This window comes from Mycobacterium sp. 4858, from assembly GCF_900240975.1.
Lineage (GTDB): Bacteria > Actinomycetota > Actinomycetes > Mycobacteriales > Mycobacteriaceae > Mycobacterium.
Genome location: NZ_LT968776.1, coordinates 1,256,547 through 1,280,610, shown reverse-complemented (window position 1 = coordinate 1,280,610; position 24,064 = coordinate 1,256,547). Strand labels below are relative to the sequence as shown.

Annotated in this window: 24 protein-coding genes and 1 pseudogene; 14 read left to right on the top strand and 11 right to left on the bottom strand. The window is 68.9% G+C overall.

What is annotated here, in order from left to right; translation table 11 throughout:
• Positions 1–15: 15 nt before the first annotated feature.
• Positions 16–582, top strand: a complete 567-nt coding sequence (locus tag C1737_RS14490) for a DUF4389 domain-containing protein (RefSeq protein ID WP_067916702.1) — start codon at positions 16–18, stop codon at positions 580–582.
• Positions 579–1,205 carry a class I SAM-dependent methyltransferase gene (locus C1737_RS14485; RefSeq protein ID WP_102418730.1) on the top strand — a complete coding sequence of 209 codons (627 nt, stop codon included), beginning with the start codon at positions 579–581 and terminating at the stop codon, positions 1,203–1,205. The genes C1737_RS14490 and C1737_RS14485 overlap by 4 nt, the downstream gene beginning before the upstream one ends.
• Here C1737_RS14485 and C1737_RS14480 read toward each other — a convergent pair.
• On the bottom strand, positions 1,192–3,591 hold the full coding sequence (locus C1737_RS14480) for an ABC transporter permease (protein WP_233214756.1): 2,400 nt from the start codon (positions 3,589–3,591) through the stop codon (positions 1,192–1,194). The two genes, C1737_RS14485 and C1737_RS14480, sit on opposite strands and share 14 nt — an antisense overlap.
• A gap of 89 nt (positions 3,592–3,680) precedes the next feature.
• Complete coding sequence (locus C1737_RS14475; protein WP_068098627.1) at positions 3,681–4,376, bottom strand: ABC transporter ATP-binding protein; 696 nt, start codon at positions 4,374–4,376, stop codon at positions 3,681–3,683.
• Between the two features lie 78 nt (positions 4,377–4,454).
• Here C1737_RS14475 and C1737_RS14470 point away from each other — a divergent pair, with 78 nt between their 5' ends.
• The 5 genes and pseudogenes from C1737_RS14470 (at position 4,455) to C1737_RS14450 (ending at position 9,396) form a co-directional block, all read left to right on the top strand.
• Positions 4,455–6,200, top strand: a complete 1,746-nt coding sequence (locus C1737_RS14470) for a thiamine pyrophosphate-binding protein (protein ID WP_102418728.1) — start codon at positions 4,455–4,457, stop codon at positions 6,198–6,200.
• A complete protein-coding gene (locus C1737_RS14465; RefSeq protein ID WP_102418727.1) occupies positions 6,181–6,828 on the top strand; it encodes an SRPBCC family protein in 648 nt (215 codons plus the stop codon). Before C1737_RS14470 ends, C1737_RS14465 begins: the two co-directional genes overlap by 20 nt.
• 4 nt (positions 6,829–6,832) lie before the next feature.
• The gene (locus C1737_RS14460; RefSeq protein WP_102418726.1) at positions 6,833–7,852 is read left to right on the top strand and encodes a 3-oxoacyl-ACP synthase III family protein; all 1,020 of its coding nucleotides are present in this window, start codon (positions 6,833–6,835) and stop codon (positions 7,850–7,852) included.
• Positions 7,852–8,872: pseudogene (locus C1737_RS14455) on the top strand (histidinol-phosphate transaminase); the annotation flags it as partial. The gene C1737_RS14460 and the pseudogene C1737_RS14455, both read left to right, overlap by 1 nt.
• Positions 8,873–8,883: 11 nt before the next feature.
• On the top strand, positions 8,884–9,396 hold the full coding sequence (locus tag C1737_RS14450; RefSeq protein ID WP_068096169.1) for a MarR family transcriptional regulator: 513 nt from the start codon (positions 8,884–8,886) through the stop codon (positions 9,394–9,396).
• A 106-nt stretch (positions 9,397–9,502) separates the two neighbouring features.
• On the opposite strand, the gene C1737_RS14445 is transcribed toward C1737_RS14450, so the two are convergent.
• The 5 genes from C1737_RS14445 to C1737_RS14425 all read right to left on the bottom strand — a co-directional run bounded on the left by C1737_RS14445 (position 9,503) and on the right by C1737_RS14425 (position 14,536).
• A complete protein-coding gene (locus tag C1737_RS14445) occupies positions 9,503–9,961 on the bottom strand; it encodes a nuclear transport factor 2 family protein (RefSeq protein ID WP_067924295.1) in 459 nt (152 codons plus the stop codon).
• Between the two features lie 18 nt (positions 9,962–9,979).
• Positions 9,980–10,855: a 3-hydroxyisobutyrate dehydrogenase gene (gene mmsB, locus C1737_RS14440; RefSeq protein WP_102419956.1), complete on the bottom strand. Its 876-nt coding sequence runs from the start codon at positions 10,853–10,855 to the stop codon at positions 9,980–9,982.
• 10 nt (positions 10,856–10,865) lie between these two features.
• On the bottom strand, positions 10,866–12,035 hold the full coding sequence (locus C1737_RS14435) for an acyl-CoA dehydrogenase family protein (protein ID WP_067924293.1): 1,170 nt from the start codon (positions 12,033–12,035) through the stop codon (positions 10,866–10,868).
• A gap of 4 nt (positions 12,036–12,039) precedes the next feature.
• A complete protein-coding gene (locus tag C1737_RS14430; RefSeq protein ID WP_102418725.1) occupies positions 12,040–13,560 on the bottom strand; it encodes a CoA-acylating methylmalonate-semialdehyde dehydrogenase in 1,521 nt (506 codons plus the stop codon).
• Positions 13,561–13,639: 79 nt separating this feature from the next.
• Positions 13,640–14,536: an SDR family oxidoreductase gene (locus C1737_RS14425; RefSeq protein ID WP_102418724.1), complete on the bottom strand. Its 897-nt coding sequence runs from the start codon at positions 14,534–14,536 to the stop codon at positions 13,640–13,642.
• An 84-nt stretch (positions 14,537–14,620) separates the two neighbouring features.
• Here C1737_RS14425 and C1737_RS14420 point away from each other — a divergent pair, with 84 nt between their 5' ends.
• The 7 genes from C1737_RS14420 to C1737_RS14390 are packed head-to-tail and all read left to right on the top strand — an operon-like array spanning position 14,621 to position 19,659.
• Positions 14,621–15,193: a TetR/AcrR family transcriptional regulator gene (locus C1737_RS14420; protein WP_102418723.1), complete on the top strand. Its 573-nt coding sequence runs from the start codon at positions 14,621–14,623 to the stop codon at positions 15,191–15,193.
• A gap of 20 nt (positions 15,194–15,213) precedes the next feature.
• Positions 15,214–16,638 (top strand): NAD(P)-binding protein, encoded by a 1,425-nt coding sequence (locus tag C1737_RS14415; RefSeq protein ID WP_068096165.1) that lies wholly within the window; start codon positions 15,214–15,216, stop codon positions 16,636–16,638.
• Positions 16,639–16,683: 45 nt separating this feature from the next.
• The gene (locus tag C1737_RS14410; RefSeq protein WP_068096163.1) at positions 16,684–17,232 is read left to right on the top strand and encodes an RNA polymerase sigma factor; all 549 of its coding nucleotides are present in this window, start codon (positions 16,684–16,686) and stop codon (positions 17,230–17,232) included.
• Positions 17,229–17,930 (top strand): Rieske (2Fe-2S) protein, encoded by a 702-nt coding sequence (locus C1737_RS14405; protein WP_102418722.1) that lies wholly within the window; start codon positions 17,229–17,231, stop codon positions 17,928–17,930. Before C1737_RS14410 ends, C1737_RS14405 begins: the two co-directional genes overlap by 4 nt.
• 30 nt (positions 17,931–17,960) lie before the next feature.
• Positions 17,961–18,350: a cupredoxin family copper-binding protein gene (locus C1737_RS14400; protein WP_102418721.1), complete on the top strand. Its 390-nt coding sequence runs from the start codon at positions 17,961–17,963 to the stop codon at positions 18,348–18,350.
• Positions 18,347–19,270, top strand: a complete 924-nt coding sequence (locus C1737_RS14395) for a metallophosphoesterase (protein ID WP_102418720.1) — start codon at positions 18,347–18,349, stop codon at positions 19,268–19,270. The genes C1737_RS14400 and C1737_RS14395 overlap by 4 nt, the downstream gene beginning before the upstream one ends.
• A complete protein-coding gene (locus tag C1737_RS14390) occupies positions 19,267–19,659 on the top strand; it encodes a hypothetical protein (protein WP_102418719.1) in 393 nt (130 codons plus the stop codon). The genes C1737_RS14395 and C1737_RS14390 overlap by 4 nt, the downstream gene beginning before the upstream one ends.
• On the opposite strand, the gene C1737_RS14385 is transcribed toward C1737_RS14390, so the two are convergent.
• From C1737_RS14385 to rfbC, 4 genes are all read right to left on the bottom strand, one after another.
• Positions 19,616–20,731, bottom strand: coding sequence for an acyltransferase (locus C1737_RS14385; protein WP_102418718.1), 1,116 nt, complete (start codon positions 20,729–20,731; stop codon positions 19,616–19,618). The two genes, C1737_RS14390 and C1737_RS14385, sit on opposite strands and share 44 nt — an antisense overlap.
• A gap of 104 nt (positions 20,732–20,835) precedes the next feature.
• On the bottom strand, positions 20,836–21,960 hold the full coding sequence (locus C1737_RS14380; protein WP_067924282.1) for an acyltransferase: 1,125 nt from the start codon (positions 21,958–21,960) through the stop codon (positions 20,836–20,838).
• A gap of 86 nt (positions 21,961–22,046) precedes the next feature.
• Positions 22,047–23,225 carry an acyltransferase gene (locus tag C1737_RS14375; protein WP_068096150.1) on the bottom strand — a complete coding sequence of 393 codons (1,179 nt, stop codon included), beginning with the start codon at positions 23,223–23,225 and terminating at the stop codon, positions 22,047–22,049.
• A gap of 230 nt (positions 23,226–23,455) precedes the next feature.
• Positions 23,456–24,064, bottom strand: coding sequence for a dTDP-4-dehydrorhamnose 3,5-epimerase (gene rfbC, locus C1737_RS14370; RefSeq protein ID WP_068096148.1), 609 nt, complete (start codon positions 24,062–24,064; stop codon positions 23,456–23,458).

Here is a 24,064-nt window from a genome sequence, read left to right as displayed (position 1 = left end):
GACGAATGCGTCACGGTGCGAGGCGATTTCGACGCCCCGTCGCGGTGGCTCTGGCTGTTGAAGTGGTGCGTGCTGGCGGTTCCGCACTACCCCATATTGATCGGGCTCTATCTGGTCTATCCGTTGTCGACCGTGGTCGCCGGCGTCGTCATCTTGTGCAGCGGGCGGTATCCGCGGCCCCTCTTCGACTTCAACGTCGGCGTGCTTCGCTGGTCGTGGCGCGTCATGAATTTCAGGTTCCCGATGAACAGCACGGACTCCTACCCGCCTTTCACCCTCGCGTCGCGGCCCGACTACCCCGGCGACCTGCAGGTCGAGTATCCGCAGCGGCTGCGGAATTGGGCCGTGTTGGTGAAGTGGCTGCTCGCCGTCCCGCACATCCTCCTGTGCTGGTCCATGGAGCCGCTCCTGCAACTGCTGTGCGTGATCACCGCGGTGACGCTGTTGTGCACCGGAACCATCCCGGCGGGCATGTACGATCTCCTGCTGGGCATCGTCCGTTGGCGCTACCGGGTGGCCGTCTACGTGTCCCTGATGCGCGACGAATACCCGCCGTTCCGAATGGATCTGGGTGGGCAATGACCCGTCGCAATCCCTTGTTCCCGTACTTGTATCGGTTCGGGCAGCCGGTCTTCGACCGGCTGTTCTATCACCGGTATCGGCGCGCGGCGCTGAGCAACGCGAGCGGCCGATTGCTCATGCTCGGCCTGGGGCCGGGCACCGACTTGAGGTTCCTGCCCCCCGCGGTGACGTCGGTCGCCGCGGTGGAGCCGGAGGCGCCGTTCCGCCGGATGGCGTCCCGGCTTGCCGATCGCCACGGCATCGCCGTCGACATCCTCGAGGGGACTGGCGAGTCGATTCCCTTCCCCGACAACAGCTTCGATTCGGTCCACGTGGGCCTGGTGTTGTGCTCGGTCGACGACGTGACCGCCACCCTGGCCGAGATACGGCGCGTGCTCACGCCGGGGGGGAGGCTCGTCGTCCTCGAGCACGTGCGCGGGGAGGGCGCGACGGGCCGGTTGCAGGATCTGATCTGCAAGCCGTGGTCATGGCTGGCCGCCGGTTGCGAGCCGAACCGGCGAACCCGGGATGCCATCGCCGCGGCCGGGTTCGACACCACGGCGCTGCGGACCATCCCGCGCACGCCGGTCCCGTTCCCGTGCAAGCCCCATCTGCAAGGCTTCGCCGTCCTCATTCCACGCTGACGGCCTCGACGATGTTCAGCCGCGCCGCACGCCGTGCCGGTGGCAGCGAGCCGAGCAGGCAGATCGCCAGCGCCCCGGCGGTAAAAGCGAGGGCCATCGGACTCAGGCGGAAGCCGACCTGGAAATTCATGATGTCCCCGCTGATGAGGCTGAACAGCCATTGGTCGGTCAAGCCGAACAGCAGCCCCAGAAGGCCTCCCACAAAACCGATTCCGGCCGCCTCGGCAAGGACCATCCGCAGGGTGAACCGGCGGCTGGAACCCATGGCGCGCAGCACACCGATCTCGCGGCGGCGTTCGGTCACCGAGAGCGTCAGCGTGTTGAGCAGCGCGACGGCGGCCACTGCCACGACGATGACCCACACGGCGTTGGCGATGAACATGCTCTGGTGCAGCGGAGCTTCGAGCCCCGCCAGCGCCGCGCGACCGTCGTACACGTGGTTGGGCGCCGGCACCACCTTGCGCACGTCGGCCAACAGGTGCCGCGGGTCCGTCCCGGGGGCCGCGGTGACTTGCAGGGTCGTCGCGGCCGGGCGATCGAACCATGTGCGCAGATGATCGAGGTCGATTCCGACCGTTCCGATGACGGTCGAAAAGAACGGCACCAGGGCCAGGACGGCCGTCTGCCGCGGCCCGTTCGGTGTCTGCAGCTGCAACCGGTCGCCGGCGCGCACGTGCAGCGCGGCGCCGAGGTTCTGCGTGAGCACCACACCGCGGCCGGCCAGGACGTCGGCGCGCAGGCGCTCGTCGAGCGCGCGGAAGAGCGAGTCGTGGGTTCCGGCGGAGAAGCCGTCGAGCAGAACGCGCGTGCCGCCGATCACGGCGAATCCGAATGCGCCCTCTGTCACCCGCGCCACGCCGGGCACCGCCGCCACGCGTTCGGAAAGGCCCTGCGGCAGAACGTCGGTCGGATAGCTGTCCGGCGCGTCCGCGCTCACCCACACGTCGACGTCGGCGGCGGGAGAGAAGATGCCGCGGGCCGAGCGGATCATGTCGGCGTTGGTGCCGGTGATCACCACCGTGGTGACGACCCCGATCAACACGGTCATCACCGTGGCCCAGACTCGTCGCGGCGCGCGTTCGATGGTGGCCGCCGCGAGCGCCCCGAACGATCCGAACAGGCGAGCCGTCGCGGCCGTGGCCGCGACGATGGGCGTAGTGAGCGCGAAGCCCAGCGCGATCTCGGCGCTGAGCAGGGCGGCCATCGCGACGAACGCGAAGGTGCCGCGTTGGCCGATGACCACCCAGATCGACGCCGCGGACACCGCGACGGCGCCCACGCCGGCCGCGACCCGCAGCCATCGCGGCACGACGTCCGCCGCCGACGCCCCGGCGGGCGCCAGCGCCTCGATCGGTGCGACCTTGTACACCTGCCGCGCGGCCATCGCCGACGCGGCCACGCTGGTGAGCGCCGTGGCCGTGACGGCCAGCGGGATGGCGTAGCCGGGCAGCCAGTACTCGACGCGGGCCTCGAGGCCCTGGGTCATCGCAGGTGGCAGTCGACCAATTGCCAGGTGGCCCGCCAGGATTCCGAGGCCCGACCCGATGGCCCCGCCCATGAGCCCGAGGATCGCCGCCTCGCCGAGCATGTCGCCGACGATGGTGACGCGCCGGCCGCCGATCGCGCGCAGCATGGAGATGACGGGGCGGCGCTGGGTGATCGCCATCGTCATCGTGGTGTAGATGAGAAACGCGCCGACCACCAGCGCGACCGCCGCCCCCAGCAGGGCCATGTAGTTCATCAGCTTGACGCCGTCGCCGGCCCGGGCCGCCCGCAGGCTCGGCGCGGCGACGACGGCGCGGCCGTTGACCGCGGCGGTGACGGCGGCCCGGGCGGCGGCCGGATCGGCGCCCGGTTTGATGGTGATCAGTATCGAGTCCAGCTGACCGGGGCGGCCGGTGACGTTCTGTGCCAACGCAAGTGGGGCAAGGACGTAGTGCCCGCCGTTGAGGTCCGCGAACTGCCGGCCCGCGAGCACCTCGGCGACGGTCACCGACCCCGAGCCCAGTTGCAGCGTCTGGCCTTTCGCATAACCCACCCGCGGCCCGACCTGAACGCCGCCCGGCGTCGAGGACAGCTCCTGCACCGGTCGTGCGACCGCATCCTTCAGGGCCCCACCCAGCGCGGCGGTGCGCGCATCCGCGCCGAGCAACAGCACCGGCCCCGTCGCCGTGGACGCGGAAGTCCGGATCATCGGCGCCGCGGTGGCGACACCCGGAACCGCGGCGACGTCGGCCAGTATCGTGTCGGGGAATCCGGCGTCGGTGATGCCCGACACCTCCAGCGGTGCCACGCCGGCGATCCCGTTGGCCAGCCGGTCGACCGATCCGGTGATCGAGCCGAAGATGCCGAATATCGCGACCAGATACGTTGCGGAGACGGCCATTACGGCGATCGAAGCGAACGTGCGGCGACGGTGCACGGCGAGCTCACGCAGGCTGAGCACGCGCACTCGGCTCGCGGCCGCCGATATCCTCACGCGGGGACCGCCGGGAGGTCGGAACCGACCCGTCCGTCCTGCAGCGTGATGACCCGATCGGTCGCCGCGGCGGCGTCCGAATTGTGGGTCACCATCACCACCAACCGGTCGCGGCCGTCCTCGTGCGCCACCTCGGCGAGAAGGGCGAGGATCGCGGCGCCCGTCGCGGAGTCGAGGTTGCCGGTGGGCTCGTCGGCGAGGACGAGCGCCGGATCCATCATCAACGCGCGCGCCACCGCGACCCGCTGCATCTGGCCGCCGGACAGTTCCGCCGGGCGGTGCTCGGTCCGGTTGCCGAGCCCGACGCGGTCCAGCAACCGGATCGCATCCGGTTTGGCCCTGCCCAGCCGCACACCGTCGAGCAGCTTGGGGACCGCCACGTTCTCCCAGGCCGACAGCGTCGGCAACAGGTTGAAGAACTGGAAGATGAAACCCACTCGGTGATGGCGGAACTCGGACTGCTGCTCGTCGCCCAGGCGGCCGATCTCCTCGCCGTCGAACGTGATGGAGCCCGAATCGGGGGAGTCCAGCGCGCCGAGCAGATGAAGCAGCGTGCTCTTGCCCGCCCCGGACGGACCGACCACCGACACGAACTGACCGCCGTCGAGGCGCAGGCTGATCCCGTCGAGCGCCCGGACCGATTGACCGCCGACCCGATACTCGCGCACCACGTCGCGCAGTTCGATGGTCATCTAGACACCACGAGAGCCGCCGGCGGTCGGTTCACCGCTCGGGTGAACCGACCAAGTGCCCCATTCGTGTCTGATGACATGTTCGGCAACTATCGGGTGGTCGACCATATAGTCGGCCACCTCGCCGCACTGGGGGTGGACCACGTTTTCGGTGTCGACGGCGCCAACATCGAGGATTTGTACGACGCCGCGCACTTCGAACCCGAGATCACCGCGGTGCTGGCCAAACACGAATTCTCCGCGGCCACCATGGCCGACGGCTACAGCCGGAGCGGCGCCGGGCTCGGCGTGGTGGCGGCGACCTCGGGCGGGGGAGCACTGAACCTCGTCGCCGGCCTGGGCGAGTCGTTCGCGAGCCGCGTTCCGGTGCTGGCCCTGGTCGGCCAGCCCGCGACCACGATGGACGGCCGGGGCAGCTTCCAGGACACCAGCGGCCGCAACGGTTCCCTCGACGCCCGTGCGCTGTTTTCGGCGGTGTCGGTGTTCTGCGAGCGGGTGCTGGCGCCGGCCGGCATCGTTTCGGCGTTGCCCCGCGCCATCGCCGCGGCGCGCACCGGCGGCCCCGCGGTGTTGTTGCTGCCCAAGGACATTCAGCAGGCGCGCATCACCGTCGACGACGCCACGGAGTGCCCGAACAGTTTCAGCGCGCCGATCGGCAACCCGCATCTCATCGCCTCCGAGCTGCGCCGCGCAACCGGCCAGGTCACCATCATCGCCGGCGAGCAGGTGGCCCGCGACGACGCCCGCGACGAACTCGAGCAGCTGCGTGCGCTCCTGCGCGCGCGGGTGGCCACCGTCCCGGACGCCAAAGATGTCGCGGGTACACCGGGTTTGGGGTCGTCGTCGGGGCTCGGGGTGACCGGCGTGATGGGCCACCCGAGCGTGGCCGAAGCGGTGGCCGCCAGCGCCGTGTGCCTCATTGTCGGCACCCGGTTGACGGTCACCGCGCGCGGAGGCCTGGACGACGCGCTAGCCGCGGTGCGAACGGTGTCCATCGGGTCGGCGCGGCCCTACCTGCGCTGCGTCCATGTGCACACCGACGACCTTCGCGGCTCGCTGCGCATGCTGACCCAGGCGCTGTGCGGTCACGGACGCCCGAGCGGCCTGCGCGTGCCCGATGTGATCCCCCGCACCGAGCTGAAACCGCCGGCCGGGCCGGGACCGGGGATCCGATACCGCGACGCCATGGCGGTGCTGGACCGCGTCCTGCCCGACGGGGCCGACATCGTGGTCGACGCCGGCAACACCGGCGCGGCCGCCATCCATCACCTGCCGGCGCGGCGCGGTGGCAGGTTCGTGGCCGCGCTCGGCATGGGCGGCATGGGCTACAGCTTCGGGGCCGCGATCGGGATGGCGTTCGGGCGTGCGAACGGCGGCCGGGGCGCCGGCCGAACCGTGGTGATCGCCGGGGACGGCGCGTTCTTCATGCACGGTCTGGAGGTGCACACGGCCGTGCAATACGCGCTTCCCGTGACGTTCGTGTTGTTCAACAACAACGCCCACGCCATGTGCGTGACCCGTGAGCAGCTGTTCTACCAGAACCGCTACAGCTACAACCGTTTCCGGCCCAGCGCGCTGGGAACCGGTCTGGCGACGATGTTTCCCGGCCTGACATCGGTCGATGTCAGCGAGCCCGCCCAATTGGCCGCGGCGCTCCGGACGTCGCTGGACATCGAGGGCCCGGCGGTGGTCAGCGTCGAATGCGACGCCGATGAAATCCCGCCGTTCGCCCCTTTTCTCGCCGTGCCGTCAGGGAATGGCGCTGTTTCAGAACAGGTTTCGACCGCGAAGGAGAACCGGGCCGATGTCGCTGCCAGCGCTTGAGGATATCCCCACCCCCATCGACGGGGTGGTCCGCATAGAAACCAGTCCGCGGGAGAAGGCGACTCCGATCATCATGGAGATGATGCGGTCGGTGTACCCGCACGATCAGGTGTTCGGGCAGTACTGCACGGTCAACGATTACGTCGCGTGCCCGCCGGACGAGCTGTATGAGTACATGGCGGACACCCGAAGCCTCGAGGAGTGGACGTACAGCCTGCGCGGCTTCACACCCACCGACGAGTCGGGCCTGTGGCTGGCCTACGACCGGCTCGGTTCGGAGACCGAGATCTACACCCGGACCGTCGCCAACGCGGCGGCGCGGACCGTCGACTACCACTGCGCGTGGGACCAGGGCAAGCACCTGTGGATGGTCTACCTCATGCGCGTCGTCGACGCCCAGGTGGTCTTCGACAAGCCGGGATCGGTTGTGCTGTGGACGAACTGCCACCACCCGTTCTACGACCACAACCCGTACCCGGAGACCGCGCCGCCGCAGCGGCCGGTGTGGGTGGGCGACTTCTGGGACATGTTCGGTGCCGGGCATGCGCTGGAGCTGCAGAACCTCAAGGCGATCGCCGAATACCGGCACCGCAACGGCCTGCCGGTGACGCCGAAATGGATGAGGTAGCAACATGAGCCGACCCAGCGTCAGCCTGATCGACGTATCCACCTATCTGCCCGGCGAGCCGATCGGCGCCGACTACTACGCCCAATTCGCCGAATCCGACGACCTGCGCGAGAACGTCATGTTCCGCGCGCCGAAGTTTCGCCACCACGTCGCGCGCGACGAGAGTTCGATCGACATGGTCGAACGTGCGGCGCAGGGCCTGATCGAGCGGCACGGCCACGACGCGGTGGAGGGTGCGGACGTGCTGATCACCCACACCCAGGTGCCGGACATGGCGTTCTACGGCCAGGGCGGCGGCATCGCCCACCGGCTGGGCATGCGACCGTCCTGGGTGCTCGACCTGAACAACGGTGGCTGCGCGGCGTTCGTGTTGGCGCTCAACGTGGCTCGCAAACTGCTGGCCGGCGGCGACGGGCGCACCGCGCTGATCGCCATCGCGCAAAACGCTGCGGGCCAGTTCTTCGATCAGCCGACCATCCGGCGCAAGGCGCAGTCCGCGGTGCCCGGGGACGGCGCGGCGGTGGGCCTTGTCGCGCTCGGCGACCGGTCACCCATTCTGGACGTCGAGTGCCGCACCTACGGTGAGTACGCCGGTGAGATGACCCTGTCCTACGACCCGCCGCGCAAGTGGTGGCAGGCCGGGCCCGGGGAGGGCAGCATCGGCTTCACCGAAAGCAAGATCACCAAGGTGCTGGCCCGGGGCAATCGGCAGGTTCCCGAGGTGGCCCTGGCGGTGTGCGACCGAATCGGACTGCCCGCCAAGGACATCGACCTGCTGGTCACCAACCAGCCCAATCGGGTGTTCCTGCGCAACTGGCGTGAGGCGCTCGAACTACCCCCCGAGCGGCATCGAGACACCTTCGACGAGTGTGGCAACCTGTTCGGCGCCGGGATCCCGATCAACCTCGACCGCGCGATCTCCGACGGCCGGCTCGGGGCCGGCGACGTCGTGATGATGGCGGCATTCGCCCATGCCGGCGACTTCGCCGGTGCGGCGGCGGTGCGCTGGGGCGGGCGAGACTGATGCAGCCCGACGCGGGGGATCCGCTCGGGTTGTCGCTCAACGAGAACCCGTTCCCGCCGCTGCCTCAGGTGCGATCGGCACTGATGCGGTCCGTCCAGACGGCCCACCGCTATCCGGAATTCCTGCCCGAACGGCTGCGCGGCGTGATCGCCGACCACATCGGGGTGCCCGCCGACCGGGTGGTGCCGGGCGCCGGCGCGACGGGCGTCGCGCTGCTGGCCCTGCAGGCGCTGACCGTCCCGGGCGACACGATGGCGATGGCGACACCCACCTTCGACGGTTACCCGATCCTCGCGCGGATGGCGCGGCTGAAGACGCGGACGGTTGCGCTGGATGAGCACGGTCACCACGACCTCGACGGGCTGGCCCGCGCCGCCGCCGATGCCCGGGTGGTGGTGCTGTGCCGGCCGCACAACCCCACCGGAACGCTGGAGTCCGCGGACGCCGTTTCGGCGTTCCTGCGCCGCGTCTCGCGCGACACCGTCGTCCTGCTCGATGAGGCGTATGTCGAGTTCACCGCGCCCGAGCACCGCATCGCCGTTTCGGCGTTGATCGCCCGCTTTCCCAATGTGGTGGTGGTACGCACCTTCTCCAAGGCCTACGGCCTGGCGGGGCTGCGCATCGGTTACGCGGTGGCGTCGCCGGAGCTGGCCCGGACACTGTGGTCCCACCAGCAGCCGTTCGGCGCCGCGATCACCAGTTTGGTCGCGGTCGCCGCGTCGTACGGCGCGGAAGATCAACTGCTGCACCGGGTCCGGTTGATCAACGCCGAACGCTGCTATCTGCGGATGCGGCTGAGCGCGATGGGGGTCTACACGACGGACGCGCACGCGAACTTCCTGTACCTGCTTCCGAAAACGGATGGCCGGGGCGCGCCGTGGCACGAGGTTTTCGCCGAAGGCGGGTTGCGGGTGCGGTGCTACCCGGACGGCGGCGCGCGGATCACCGTCGGGCACCGCGCGTCGACGCTGGCGGTGCTGTCGGCGGTGGGGAAAGGCCACGCTCGCGCGCCAAGTGCGGTATGAAGGGGCGTGGCTGCCTCACGACCGCGCAAGCGTGATCCGATCGCCGCGGCGCGTGACAACTGGGAGCGCTCCGGTTGGGCCGACGTGGCGCCGGGCATGGTCGCGGTGACGTCGGTGATGCGCGCCCATCAGATCCTGCTGGCCCGCGTCGAAACGGCGTTGCGCCCCTACGACCTGAGCTTCTCCCGGTACGAGTTGCTGCGGCTGCTGGCGTTCAGCCGCACCGGCGCGCTGCCGATCACCAAGGCATCCGACCGGCTGCAGGTCCACGTCACGAGCGTGACCCACGCGATCCGCCGGCTGGAAGCCGACGGCCTGGTGCAACGGGTACCCCACCCCACCGATGGCCGCACCACGCTGGTGCAGATCACCGAGCTGGGCCGCTCGACGGTCGAGGACGCCACCGTCACGCTCAACGAGCAGGTCTTCGCCGACATCGGGATGTCCGAAAGCGAAGCGCAGGCGCTGGTTTCGTCGATCGAGACGCTGCGCCGCGACGCCGGCGACTTCTCGGATTGAACCAGAGAACGTCCATCCTTCGCCGAACGTGTACTGAGTGCGATTTTTCCCGCGATATTTCGCAGTGAGTACACGCTCGGCGCGCTGTTGCACCCACTACGGTGGCTCAGCCGCTGCGCGGCGCCGCGCTTCGTCTGCTCATCCACGGCAGCAGGGGCAGCAGGGCATACATTGCGAGACCTGCTGCGGCGTTGGGTGGATTGATGTACTCGCGGATCGCATCGAATCGGCCTTCGCGCATATGGAAAACGAAACAGTAACCGTCCACTGTTAGGCGCAGTCCGAGACCTCCAACGATGAGCTTGTGCTTGTACTCCACACACAAGTGCTCGCCGTCGGTGAACCAGTTCTTGATCTCAACGTGAGAGCGTTGGTCGTGCCGTCTGCTGCGGCCCGCCGCAAGCGCCATGGACTCGATCGCTCGGCGACCCGACCACGTGTGGCCGATCGGCATGATGGTCCAGGTCGCATCGTCGGTCACGATCGATCCGACTCCCGCATAGTCGTCCTCTTGCACCATGCGGAAATAGGCTTGGATGAGTTGTTCGTTCTGTGTCGGCGGCATCAGACGAAACTCCCGGATTCAGCTCTCCCGCAGCATTTCGATGACCGCGCTGAAGTCCTTGTCCGCGTGGTCGGTCGCGAACTTGGCGTAGATCTCGGCGGCGTGCCGGCCCAGCGGTGCCGTCGACCCGGTGGAGTTCACCGCGTCCATGGCCAGGCCCAGGTCCTTGTTCATCAGCGCGGTCGCGAAACCCGGCTTGAAGTCGTTGTTGGCCGGCGAGGTCGGGACCGGCCCCGGCACCGGGCAGTTGGTGTGCACGGCCCAGCAATTGCCGGTCGCCCCGGTGATGACGTCGAAAAGGGACTGCGCGGGCAGCCCGAGCTTCTCGGCCAGGACGAACGCCTCGCCGATGGCGATCTGCTGCACCGCCAGCACCATGTTGTTGCACACCTTGGCGGCCTGCCCCGCCCCGGCCGCGCCGCAGTGAATGACCTTGCCCGCCATGGGTTCGAGCACCGGCCGGGCGCGCTCCAGGGCGGCCTCGTCGCCGCCCACCATGAACGCCAGCGTCCCGGCCACGGCGCCCTTCACGCCACCGGAGACCGGCGCGTCCAGCTGCGAAACCCCGTGCGATTCCGCGAGCGCGTGCACCTCGCGGGCGTCGTTGACCGAGATCGTGGAGCTGTCGATGAACAGCGCGCCGGACTGGGCGGCCGGGAGCACCTCGGCGTAGCAGCGCTTCACCAGGTCGCCGTTGGGCAGCATGGTGATCACCACGTCGGCCCCCGTCACCGCGTCGGTCGCGGTCTCGAACGTCGTGACCCCGTTGCCGGCCGCGGCGGCCACGGCCGCGGGCACCGGGTCGAACCCGCGCACCGTGTGGCCCGCGGCCACCAGGTTCGCCGACATCGGCCCGCCCATGTTGCCCAGACCGAGAAAAGCGATGCTCGTCATGGTCGCCTTTCTACGCGCCCGCACGCGCCCGTGCGGCCTCGGCCCTACCGATGACCACGCGCATGATTTCGTTCGTGCCTTCCAGGATCCGGTGCACCCGCAGGTCGCGCACGATCTTCTCGAGGCCGTACTCGCGCAGGTAGCCATAACCGCCGTGCAACTGCAGGGCCTTGTCGGCCACCTCGAAGCAGGTGTCGGTGACGTAGCGCTTGGCCATCGCGCACAGCGCGACCTTGTCGGGGTCGTCGTTGTCCAACGCATCGGCGGCCCGCCACAACATCATTCGCGAGGTTTCCAGACCGGTGGCCATGTCGGCCAGGGTGAACCGGATGGTGGGCTCGTCGAGCAGGGCCTTCCCGAACGCCTCGCGTTCGCGGACGTAGGCCGCGGCCTTGTCGAAGGCGGACTGGGCGCCGCCCAGCGAGCATGCCGCGATGTTGAGCCGCCCACCGTTGAGGCCGTTCATCGCGATGCCGAAGCCGGTGCCCTCACCGTCCGCGCCGCCCAGCATCGCGTCGGCGGGCACGCGGACACCGTCGAAGATCACCTGCGCGGTGGGCTGGGCGTGCCAGCCCATCTTCTCTTCCAGCGCCCCGAAACTGAGCCCGGCGGAACCCTTTTCGACGACGAAGGCCGAGATGCCGCGCGGGCCCGGATTTTCGGGGCCGCCGGTCCTGGCCATCACCACGTAGACGTCCGAGGCGCCCGCGCCGGAGATGAACTGCTTGACCCCGTCAAGCACATAATCGCCGCCCTCGCGGACGGCGCGGGTGCTCAACGCGCTGGCGTCCGACCCGGCGCCCGGCTCGGTGAGGCAGTAGCTGGCGATGACGTCCATCGAGGCCAGCCGCGGCACCCAGGCCTTGCGCTGTTCGGCGGTGCCGAACTTGTCGATCATCCACGCGCACATGTTGTGGATGGACAGGAAAGCCGCGGTGGTCGGGTCGGCGATGGCCAGTTGCTCGAAGATGCGGACCCCGTCGAGCCGGCGCAGCCCGCTGCCGCCGACGTCCTCGCGGCAGTAGATCGCCGCCATGCCGAGCTCGGCGGACTCGCGCAACACGTCGGTCGCGAAGTGCTTGGTCGCGTCCCATTCCAGGGCGTGCGGGGCGAGGCGTTTGGCGGCGAACGCGGCCGCCGTCTCGGTGATGACCCGCTCGTCGTCGTTGAGGGTGAACATGTACCTAATCCATTGTGGGAATCACGAATTCGGCGCCGTCCTTGATGCCGGAGGGCCACCGCGACGTGACGGTCTTGGTCTTGGTGTAGAACATGATCGACGAGGGACCGTGCTGGTTGAGGTCGCCGAAGCCGGAGCGCTTCCACCCGCCGAACGTGTGGTAGGCCACCGGGACCGGGATCGGCACGTTGACGCCGACCATGCCCACCTGCACCCGGGAGACGAAGTCGCGGGCGGCGTCGCCGTCGCGGGTGAAGATCGCCACGCCGTTGCCGTACTCGTGCTCCGACGGCAGGGCCAGGGCCTCTTCGTAGTCGTGGGCGCGCACGATGCACAGCACCGGACCGAAGATCTCGTCGGTGTAGATGGACATCGCGGGGGTGACGTGGTCGAACAGCGTTGGACCGATGAAGAATCCGCCCTCGAGGTTGGCGTCACCGAAGGTGAGGTCGTCGCTGGCGCGTTCGCGGCCGTCGATCACCAACTCGGCGCCCGCCTCGACGCCCTGGCCGATGTAGTTGCGCACCCGGGCCAGGGCGGCCTCGGTGACCAGCGGACCGTAGTCGGCCTTCGGGTCGAGGCTGTGGCCCACGCGCAGGTTGTTGATCCGGTCGATGAGCCTGGCGCGCAGCCGATTTGCTGTCTGCTCGCCCACCGGCACCGCGACGCTGATCGCCATGCAGCGCTCGCCGGCGCTGCCGTACCCGGCGCCGATCAAGGCGTCGACGGCCTGGTCCAGGTCCGCGTCGGGCATCACGATCATGTGGTTCTTGGCGCCGCCGAAGCACTGCGACCGCTTGCCGGTGGCCGCGGCCGTCGCGTAGATGTACTGGGCGATGTCGGAGCTGCCGACGAAGCCCACCGCCTGGATGTCGGGATGGTGCAGGATGGCGTCGACGGCCTCCTTGTCGCCGTGCACGACCTGGAACACGCCCGGCGGCAGGCCCGCCTCCAAGAAGAGCTCGGCCAGCCGCACCGGGACCGACGGGTCACGTTCGCTGGGCTTGAGCACGAACGCGTTGCCGCAGGCGAGGGCGGGCCCGGCCTTCCACAGCGGGATCATGGCGGGGAAGTTGAACGGGGGGATGCCCGCGACCACGCCCAGCGGCTGGCGCAGCGAGTAGACGTCGATCCCCGGTCCGGCGCCCTCGGTGTACTCGCCCTTGAGCAGGTGCGGGATGCCGATGGCGAACTCGATGACCTCGATGCCGCGTTGGACGTCGCCGCGCGAGTCGGCCACCGTCTTGCCGTGCTCGAGGGACAGCATCTCGGCGAGCTCGTCCATGTGCTCGTTGACCAGTTCGATGAAGCGCATCATCACCCGCGCGCGGCGCTGCGGATTCCATGCCGCCCAACCCTTTTGGGCTTCGACGGCCGAGGCCACGGCGGCGTCGATCTCGGCCTTGCCGGCCATCGGCACCTGCGCCTGTACCTCCCCGGTGCTGGGGTTGAAGACGTCGGCGGTGCGGGTGGACTGGCCCGCGGTGCGCTGCCCGTCGATGAAGTGGGGGATCTGTGTGGTCATGGTGTCCTCGGTTTAGTGCGCGCGTGAGAGGCGGATACTTGGATATCCTAGTAACCGCGGTCGAGCGCCGCAAGGACACCTACAAGTTCGCCACGGGCGCCTCGGGGTAGTTTCCGGCCGCCAGGTCCTCGAGCAGGCTGGGATGAGTGGGCTGCCAACCGAATCGCTCGCGGGTCAGCTCGCTGGACGCCGGCTGGTCCGTTGCGAAGACCGCGCCGAGGAATCCGAAACTTTCCGCCGGGACCGACGCGGTGGGCACGTTGAGCTGCCGCCCGATGACCTCGGCGAGCGCGCGCATCGGGTCGCCCTCGTCGGCGACGGCGTGGGCCACCGTGCCGGGCGTGGCGTCTTCGAGAACCAGGCGAAACAGGCGCGCGGCGTCGAGGACGTGCACGGCCGGCCAGCGCTGGCTCCCGTCGCCCACGTAGCCGGAGACCCCGGTGCGTCGCGCGGCCTCGACGAGCAGCGACGCGAACCCGCAGGGGCCGGCAGCCCGGTGCACGGACCGGGGGAGGCGCACCACCGCCGACCGGACCCCCTTGGCGGCCAGTTCCAGGGCGGCGTGCGCGTTGCGGCCGCGGCCGCCGATGGGTCCCTCGGTCGGCATCGGGTCCCGTTCGGTGGAGGGGCGTCCCGCGATGCGCGGTGTGCCCGACGCCATGATGAACGGCTTGCCGCTCCCCGCGAGAGCGGCGCCGAAAGTCTCGACGGCAGCGGCCTCCTGAGCGACCGCCTTCTCGAAGTCGTCGAAGTGCAGGAAGGCGAGGTGGATGACGCCATCGGCCTGGACCGCGCCTTTGGACAGGCTCTCGGGATCGTCGAGGTCGCCGCGCAACACGTCGGCCCCCATGGACGCGGCGGCCCGCGCCGACGCGTCGGAGCGCGCCAGCGCCAGAACTTCGTGGCCCGCACCGATGAGCTCGGGCAGGACGGCCGAACCGATCCCGCCCGTGGCGCCCGTGACGAAAACGCGCATGATCAACTCCTTCGAGTGATGGGACTTATGTCTCATCACGTTACCAGAGCGATGGGACAAAGGTCGCATCGCTACGATGACGGGATGCCCCGATGGGAACCGGATGCGCGGCTGCGGCTGGTCGAGGCCGCGCTGCATCTGTTTTCCGAGCAGGGCTACGACCGGACCACGGTCGCCGAGATCGCCGAGCGCGCCGGCCTGACCAAGAGCACGTTCTTCCGGTACTTTCCCGACAAGCGCGAGGTGCTGGCGGCGGGCCAGGCGACCCTGTCGCGGCTCTTGGTGGACGGCATCTCGTCGGCGCCCGCGGACGCCACTCCGCTCGCCGCGGTCGCCAGCGGGCTGGAGCGCGCCGCCGGTTCGATGACGCCGTTCAATCGCGAGCTCGCCCCCCGGTTGAAAGCCGTCATCGCCAGCAGCACCGAGTTGCAGGAGCGCGACACGCTCAAACAGGTCGGCCTCGCCGCGGCCATGGCCGACGCGTTGCGCGCGCGGGGGGTGGCGGACCGGGCGGCGACGCTGGCGGCCGAAATCGGAGGCCTCGCGTTCAAGGAGGCATTCGCCGCGTGGCTTGCCGCGGATGACGAGCAAGACCTGGGCGAACTGGCGCGCAAAGCCCTGGACGACCTTCGCGCGGCGGCCGCCGACATCGGGTGAGCGCGCTAGCCTTCAGGCGTATGCACACCATCGAGGCGGACTACCTGGTGGTCGGCGCGGGCGCCATGGGGATGGCGTTCGCCGACACGCTGGTGACCGAGACTGCAGCGACCGACGCGCGGGTGGTGCTGGTCGACCGCAACCACCAGCCGGGCGGGCACTGGACCATGGCCTACCCGTTCGTGCGGTTGCATCAGCCCTCGGCGTTCTACGGCGTCAACTCGCTGCAGCTGGGTGGCGACTCGATCGACAGAATCGGCTGGAACCAAGGGCTTTACGAGTTGGCCACCGCCGGCGAGGTGTGCGCCTACTACGACCATGTGCTGCGCAGGCGGCTGTTGGCGAGCGGGCGGGTCACCTACTTCCCGATGAGCGAATACCGCGGGGAAGGCCGGTTTACCACGCTGGCCGGGACCGACCACACCGTCAGCGCGACGCGCCGCGTCGTCGACGCCACCTACATGCACGTCACGGTGCCGGCCATGCGGCCGCCGCCCTATCCGGTCGCGCCGGGCATCGCCTGCGTGCCCCCCAACGACCTGCCGAGACTCGGTGCGCACGAGCGCTACGTGATCGTCGGGGCCGGCAAGACCGGCATCGACACCTGCCTGTGGCTGCTGGGCCAGGGCATCGCGCCCGACCGGCTGACCTGGATCGCGCCCCGCGACTCCTGGCTGCTGGACCGCGCGCGGATGCAGCCCGGGCCGTTGTTCGCCGCCCAGATCAAAGCCGGCTTCATCGCGCAGCTTCGCGCCATCAGCGACGCCACGTCGGTCGAGGACCTGTTCGCGCGGCTCGAGGAATCCGGCGGCGTGTTGCGGATAGATCCGGCGGTCCGCCCGACCATGTATCGGTGCGCGACCGTCACCCGGCTGGAACTCGAGCAGCTGCGGCGCATCGCCGACGTGGTGCGGCTGGGCCACCTGCTGCGCGTCGAGGCGGACAGGATGGTCCTCGACGGCGGCACGGTGGCGAGCGACGGCAACGCTCTGTACATCGACTGCACCGCCGACGGTGCCGAAAAGCGCCCGGCGACACCGATTTTCGATGACGGGCGGATCACGTTGCAAAGCGTGCGCGGATGCCAGCAGGTCTTCAGCGCAGCGCTCATCGCCCATGTCGAGGCCGCGTACCACGACGACCCGACGAAAAACGAACTGTGCGTGCCGTTGCCACATCCCGACACCGACCTGGACTGGCTGCGGCTGGCGCTGGCCGACTACAGCAATCAGCTGCGCTGGCTCGAGGACCCCGACCTCACGGGGTGGATGTCCGCCGCGCGCCTGGACCTGTTCGGTCACCTGATCGGTCACCTGCTGCCTCCGGCGTCGGCAAAGCCCCGGGTGCGCGAGCGGATGCTGGGCATCGCCAAATCGGTGTTCTCGGCCACCGCCACCAAACTCGACGAGCTCCTCAGTGAACAAACCTCGCTCGCCGCACCGTGATACCGGGTGTAACCCGATTCGGTATTCATCGGGTGGAGGAGGCACGTGGCGGCACGAAACGAACCGGTCAAACGACCCCTGCGGGCGGTGCCCGACAGCGGCTTTGACGAGGGCTACCCCGACTGGGAGGCCGTATACCAGGACAACGCGTCCTGGGTCTACCGCACGCTGTTCGCCCGGGTCGGGAACCGGGCCGACGCCGAGGACCTCACCGCCGAGGTCTTCCTCGCCGCGCTGCGGCCGCTGCGGCTGACCGCGAGCGTCGGCGAGGTGCGCGCCTACCTGCGGGTCACCGCGCGCACGGTGCTGGCCGCGCATTGGCGGGAGACCCTGGGCCGGGAGATAACCTCGATCGACGACATCGAACAACCACCGGAGAGTGAGGAAGCGATCAGCACAGCGCCCCAGCGTGTCGCCCGGGTCCTCGACAACCTGCCGGACCGCTACCGGCAGATCCTGGAATTGCGCTTCCTGCAAGGGCATTCGATCAAGGACTCGGCCGCGGAGCTCGGGGTCAGCGTCGCCAATGCCAAGGTGCTCCAGCATCGCGCGCTGCGGCTGGCGGCGCAGGTCAACGAGGGGGGCCCGGCATGAACGCGCGCGGGTTGCGCCGATACGTCGACGACCTGTTGCGGGGCCGGCGGCCCAGGCCGTTCGCTCCCGACGACTTCGAGGCCGCGCAGCTGCGCACCGCGATCGAACTTCGCGCGGCCGGGCGCAGGGACCAGGCCCCGCGGCAGGAATTCCTCGACGACCTGCACCGCCGCCTCGCCGAGCAGATGTCCGACGCCCGGCCACAAGCCGCGCGCACGCACAGCAGCACCCGCCGCCAGGTCATCGTCGGCACCTCTGCCGCCGCGGCCGCCGCGGTGACCGCGGTGTCCATCGACCGGGCGGTGATCAACGGTCGATCCGGCGGCGTTCCCGCCGCCGACAACGCGCCGCTGAAGCCCAACGCCGGAACCTGGCAGCGGGTGGCCGCCAGCTCCGATGTGCCCGACGGGGTCATGCATCCCTTCGACCTCGGTTCGGTCAGCGGCTTCGTCCGCCGCGTCGACGGCAAGCCCCAGGCCATCTCCGGGGTGTGCACGCACCAAGGGTGCAGGCTGTGGTTCGACGCGCCCGGCGACAGGTTGCGCTGCCCGTGCCACTCGACGTCCTTCTCGCCGGCCGGACAGGTGCTCACCCATCAGCTGCCGATCGCTCCGAAACCATTGCCGCCGTTGCTGGTTCGCGAGGCCGACGGCGTCATAGAGGTGTTCGCGCCCCGCCGTCCCGACCAGCCCGCCTGAGTGGTGTAACGCGCCGCCCTATTCCTGGGCATGATGCTTACCAAACTCTCGGCGGCCGCACTCGCCGCCGTATTGCTGGCGGGCTGCTCGGCTTCCCGGCCCGCCGCCGGCTCCGGCACCAGCATGTCGATGGGCTCGGTGTCCATCACCGCGCCGGCGGCCCCGGCCAGCGGCGACCAGGTGAACATCGACGGCTTCGCGTTCGCGCCCGCCACGTTGACCGTCGCGGCCGGCACCACCGTCACGTGGACCAACCGCGACGAAGAACCGCACACGGTGGTCGCGAGCGACGGGTCGTTCCACTCGCCCGGGATGGGCACCGGGGCGACCTTCACCCACACCTTCAGCGCCCCCGGGACTTTCGACTACGTCTGCTCGATCCACCCGATGATGCGCGGCACCGTGGTGGTGACGCGATGAACCCCGACATGAGTCGCCGTCAGTTGATCCGGCACACGGCGTGGTTCGGCGCGGCGGTCGGGTTCGCCGTGGTCGGCGGCGAGGTGATCTCGCATGTCGCCGGCGCGGGGGCGGCCGAGCAGCGCGCGCAGGGCCGGCCCACGCTGCGGTTCGCGCAGATCAGCGACAGCCACATCGGCTTCACCGGGGCGCCCAACCCCGACGTCTCCGCCACCTTCGGCCACGCGATCGACCAGGTCAACAACCTCGGCTACACACCGGATTTCGTCGTTCACACCGGTGACCTGACACACCTGTCCAGCCCCGCACAGTTCGACCAGGTGAAGCAGATGATGAGCGCCTTGAAGACTCCGCGCGTGTTCACCGTGCCCGGGGAGCACGACTCGGTCGACGACGCGGGGCAGAAGTACCGAAACGCCTTCGGCGCGGGATCCGTCGGCGACGGCTGGTACAGCTTCGACATCGCCGGCGTGCACGTGATCGCGCTGGTGAACACGTTGAACCTGCGCAAGCTCGGTCACCTGGGCGCCGACCAGCTCGATTTCGTTCAGAAGGACGTCGCGCGGCTGTCGAGCGACACCCCCATCGTCGTGTTCAGCCACATCCCGTTGTTCGCGATGTACCCCGACTGGGGCTGGGGCACCGACGATGCGGGCCAGGCGCTGTCCTACCTGCGCCGGTTCTCCTCGGTCACCTGCCTCAACGGCCATGTGCACCAACTGTTCTCCAAGACGGAGGGAAAGGTGACGTTCTACAGCGGGACGACGACCGCGTACCCGCTGCCGCGACCCGGCGAAGGGGCGGCGCCCAAGCCGGTCACCCTGCCGGCCGGCAAGCTCCGCGACGCACTCGGGATCCGCGAGGTCAGTTACACCCGGGGCGAGACCGCACTGGCGTTGAAAGAGCAGGCGCTGCAATGACTCTGTTGCTTCGCATCGGCCTGGCCACGTCGTTGGCGGTCAGCGCCGCCGGCCACGCCTACCTGTATGTCCACGGCTACCGGCACATCCCTGAGATCGGCGCCGCGTTCCTGGTGCAGGCCAGCGTCTCGTTCGCGATAGCCGTGCTGATACTCGCCGGCGGCCCGGGATGGCTGCGCTGGGCCGGCGCGGCCGTGGCGGGTGGCTCCCTGGTGGCGTTCCTCATGTCCAGAACCGTTGGCCTGGACGGCTTTCTGGAGCGCGGCTGGGAGCCGGCGCCGCACGCGGCGATCAGTGTGAGCGCCGAAGTGCTGACGGTGCTGTTGTGGGCGGGGGAGCTGGCGACTAGGCGGGCTCGGGAAGTTCGCCACCCGGCTCATCAACCATGAGGTCGGCCGCGGCGACGGGTTCCTCTTCGAGCGCCCACTTTCGCAACAGCCGAGACTTGAGCGACATCGCGGGCTTCTCGATCAGCAACCAGCTCAGCGCGGCCAACGGCAGCGTGGCCATCGCCGCAACGGCGGCGTGCGCAACCGCATTCGGCCGGCCGGGCCAACAGATCACCAGCAGCTGCTGAACCGGGAAGGCGTAAATGTACACGCCATAGGACAGATCGGTGCGGAGCCTCAGGCGTTCGTTTCGAAGCAGTGCACCGGAGGCGATGATGGCGTACGCGAGCGGAATCCCGCCCAGCAACCGGTAATGCGGAAGCAGGGTGCCGCTCAACGCGACGACGGCCGCGCTCACCGCGACGAGCCACCAGCGGGCGGGGATCTTGTCGCGCCACTGGTAGAGCAACGCGCCCGCCGCGAACATGACGGCGAAGCGCGCGGTCACCGCGGCGAACTGGCCCGCCCACGGCTGGTCCGGGGCGATGGGCGGCGACAACGCCTCGCCGACGACCGCCACCGCCAATATCACGGGGGAGACCCACCGGCGGTGGGCAAGCCCGGCGATACCGATAGCGGCGACCGCGGCATAACACGCCAGCTCGAAAGCCAACGTCCACAGCGAACTGTTCCAGCTCCCCGGATAGGGGACCCCTTGGGGCGTCCCGCCGACGTCGGCCTTGAGCAGGATCACCCCGCTGTTCATGGCGACGTACTCGACCGGCGCGGCGGAGAGCAGGAGCTTGAGCGCCGCGCCTCCCTGCATCGCCACGCCGATCGGCGCGATGACGAACGCGGTGACGACCAGGCAGACGTAGTAGCCGGGAAGGATGCGCAGGGCTCGGGCCGCGGAATAATCCCGCAGGTGCGGGTGACGAAGCCAGCTCGCGGTGATGAGGAAGCCCGAGACGGCGAAGAATCCGTCGACCCCGCCGTCGGCGAGGTAATGCGCGCCCATCCATGGGTGGCCCGTGAGGATGAACGAGTGACCGACGATCACCGTGGTCGCCAGCGTCAGCCGCCAGGCGTTGAGCGCATTCTGCCGAGTGTCGAACACTTGCCCGAGGGTCATTGGCCTCCGCCTATATCGCCCCCGAAGCCCGTCCGCGGCATACTATGACACGCCGTCGCGCGTGTGCGGAATTTTTGGCGATTTGGCCCGCTTGTGACCCGGGCCTAGGCGGCACCCGGGGCTTGGCGAGCGGGCCGGTCGGCGACGAGGTCGTCGGATTGTTCGCCGCCGGGGCCTGCGGGCGCGGGTGCGCCCCACTTCTGCTTGAGCCGGCGTTTCAGGGACATCGCGGGCTTTTCGATGGCGAACCAACTGGCCGCGGCCAACGGCAGCGTGGCCAGGGCGCTGGCGCCGAAGAACACGAACGGACTCAAAGTCGCGAGCCCGCAGACGGCCAGCATTTGCTGAGTGGGGTACGCGTAGATGTACACGCCGTAGGACAGGTCCGTGCGCAACTGCAGCCGCTTGTGGTGCAGCAGGGCGCCCGTCACGATGACGACGTACGCCAGGGGAAGGGCGGCGACGACGCGGTAATCGGGCAGGAAGCCGGCCGCAACAACGATGACCGCGCACACCCCGACCAGCCACCAGCGGGCGGGAATGACGTCGCGCCACTGATACATCACCGCTCCGGCGGCGAACATGATGGCCGAACGCGCCGCGAGCTGGGGGATGGTCCACACACCGGGGAAGGTCAGCGGCGGAAACGCCAGCGCCGCACACACGGCCAGCACCAGCATGACGGGAGAAACCCACCGGCGGTTGGCGAGCCCGACGACGCCGATAATCGCGACGGCGAGGTAGCACAGCAATTCCCAGACGAGGGACCACAGCGACGCGTTCCAGGTGGGCCCACTGGGCACCCCCTGCAATGTGCCGGCGATGCCCGGCTGCAGGTAGGCCACCGCGCTGTTCTTCAGGACGTACTCGATCGGCGCGATCGAGCCCAGCAGCTTGAGGGCCGACCCACCCTGGATCAGCACACTGATGGGTGCGAACGCGAACGCCGTCAACAGCAGGCAGATGTAAAAACCGGGCAGGATGCGCAGGCCTCGCGCGGTGAGATAGTCACGCAATCGCGGGTCGGTCAGCCAACTTCTGGTGATGAGGAAGCCCGAGATCGCGAAGAAGCCGTCGACACCCACGGAAAAGAACACCTGATTGATCGCTGCGGGCGGCTGGCGGCCCGTGATAGCCCACGAGTGGAAGAGCATCACCTCGGCCGCGAGCGTTAACCGCAACGCGTTCAGGGCATTATTGCGCGGATCGAATACCTGTCCGAGCTTCATCCGTCTCCGACCGTCGTCCCCCATCGAACTGTCGGCGTCATAGTATCGGCCGGAGGCCAACGGCGTGGGCACTTGGCCGTTGCCGGCTAGGCAGTACCCGGCAGTTCCGGGGGCAGCGCGGGTTCGGCGACTTCGTGGGTGGGTCGCGCCATCGCCGGTTGTTCCTGGCTCTGGTCTTGGTCTTGGTCCTGTGGGGCGGTCAATTTACTTCTGAACCGCCGTTTGAGGCGCCGCGCCGGCTTCTCGATCAGGAACCAGCTCGCCGCGGCCAGCGGCACCGTCGCGGCGGCGGTGACGCCGGTGAACAGCAGTGGGTTCAGGGTGATGAGTCCGCAGACGAGCAGCAGTTGCTGGGTGGGATAGGCGTAGATGTACATGCCGTAGGAGAGGTCCGTCCGCAACCTGAGGTGCTTGTTGCGGATCAGGGCCCCCGACACGACGACGGCGTAGGCCAGGGGGAGGGCGCCGACCACCCGGTAGTCGGGCAGGAAGCCGGCCGCCAGGACGATGACCGCGCTCACCGCGACCAGTGACCAGCGGGCGGGGATCACGTCGCGCCATTGATACAGGAACGCGCCTGCCGCGAACATGATGGCGGCGCGGCACGCCAGGAAGAACAGGGCGGTGCGGACGTCGCCCTCGTGTTGGGTCATCACGTCGGGGAATTTCAGCCCCGGGAGCATCATCGCGCCGCCCGTCGCCGCCAGCAAGAACGCGAGGGAGACCCAGCGGTGGGTGGCGAGCCCGACGACGCCGATGAGGGCCACGATGAGGTAGCACATCACTTCCCAGATGAGGGACCACAGGGAAGCGTTCCAGACGCCCGCGCTGGGAACCCCGGTGGGTGTGCCGCCGATATCGAATTTGACCAGCGCCACGGCGCTGTTCTTCAAGACGAAGTCCAGCGACGCGCCCGAGGTGATGAGCTTGGTGAACGAGCCGCCCTGAATCGCCACGCTGAGTGGGGCGATGACGAACGCGGTCACCAGCAGGCAGACGTAGAAGCCGGGCAGGATGCGCAGCGCGCGGGCGGCGAGGTACTCACGCAGGCGTGGGTTGCTGAGCCAGCTCGCGGTGATGAGGAATCCCGAGATGCCGAAGAACCCGTCCACCCCTACGCAAAGGAGAAGTTGAAGTACGGCCCGAATGTTCGGTAGGTGGCCCCTGATCGGGAAGGTGTGCCAAAAGATCACCTCGCCGGCCAGCGCCAGCCGCCAGGCGTTGAGTGCATTGTTGCGCGGATCGAAGACCTGCCCGAGTTTCATCCGCCTCCCCCGTAGTCCGCACAGGGCCTATCGGCGTATCGTATCGCGACCACGCACCGAATTGGGCTGGTTCACGGTACCTGAGGTACCGCGCAATGGCAAATAAGCGGCGACCCCTTATCCGCTAATCGAGCTGGTCAACTGCTGAATACATTTTTGCGCGCGATGAGTCACCAAGTGTGTTGTGGGATAACGACCGTCGCGTTCGGCGGAATTGCTGGGTCACGCGCTTATCGGTTACGCATTTGCGCAATGAAGTGCTGCGTCTCTTCCCAGCTGGGCAAAAGCCCGGCGGCGCGCACTGCTTCGAGGCCGGGGGCTGCTGCGTCGCGGTCGGACAGGCTGGGTGCGGCACCGTTCACCAGCGGCCAGTCGACCCCGATCGCGGGATCGGTTGCACAAATGGTGTGCTCGCGCTGCGGGTTGTATTCGGCCGAGCACAGATACATCACCGTCGAATCGTCCTGCAGGGCAAGGAAGCCGTGCCCCAGGCCTTCGGACAGGTAGATCGTCCTGCGGTCCTTGTCGTCGAGCAGCACCGAATCCCACTGGCCGAACGTGGGCGAACCCTCGCGGATGTCGACCACGACATCGAACACCGAGCCGCGCACGCAGGTCACATATTTGGCCTGGCTGGGTGGCAGCTGCGCGAAGTGCAAGCCGCGCAACACGCCGGCGGACGAAACCGAACAGTTCGCTTGCCGGACATCGAGTCGGTGACCGGCGAACTCGGTGAATCCTTGGTCGGTAAGCCATTCGAAGAACAGGCCACGGGAATCGCCGTGAATGGTGGGGGTGATTTCCCATGCGCCGGGGACGGCGAGTTCGCGCACCTTCAT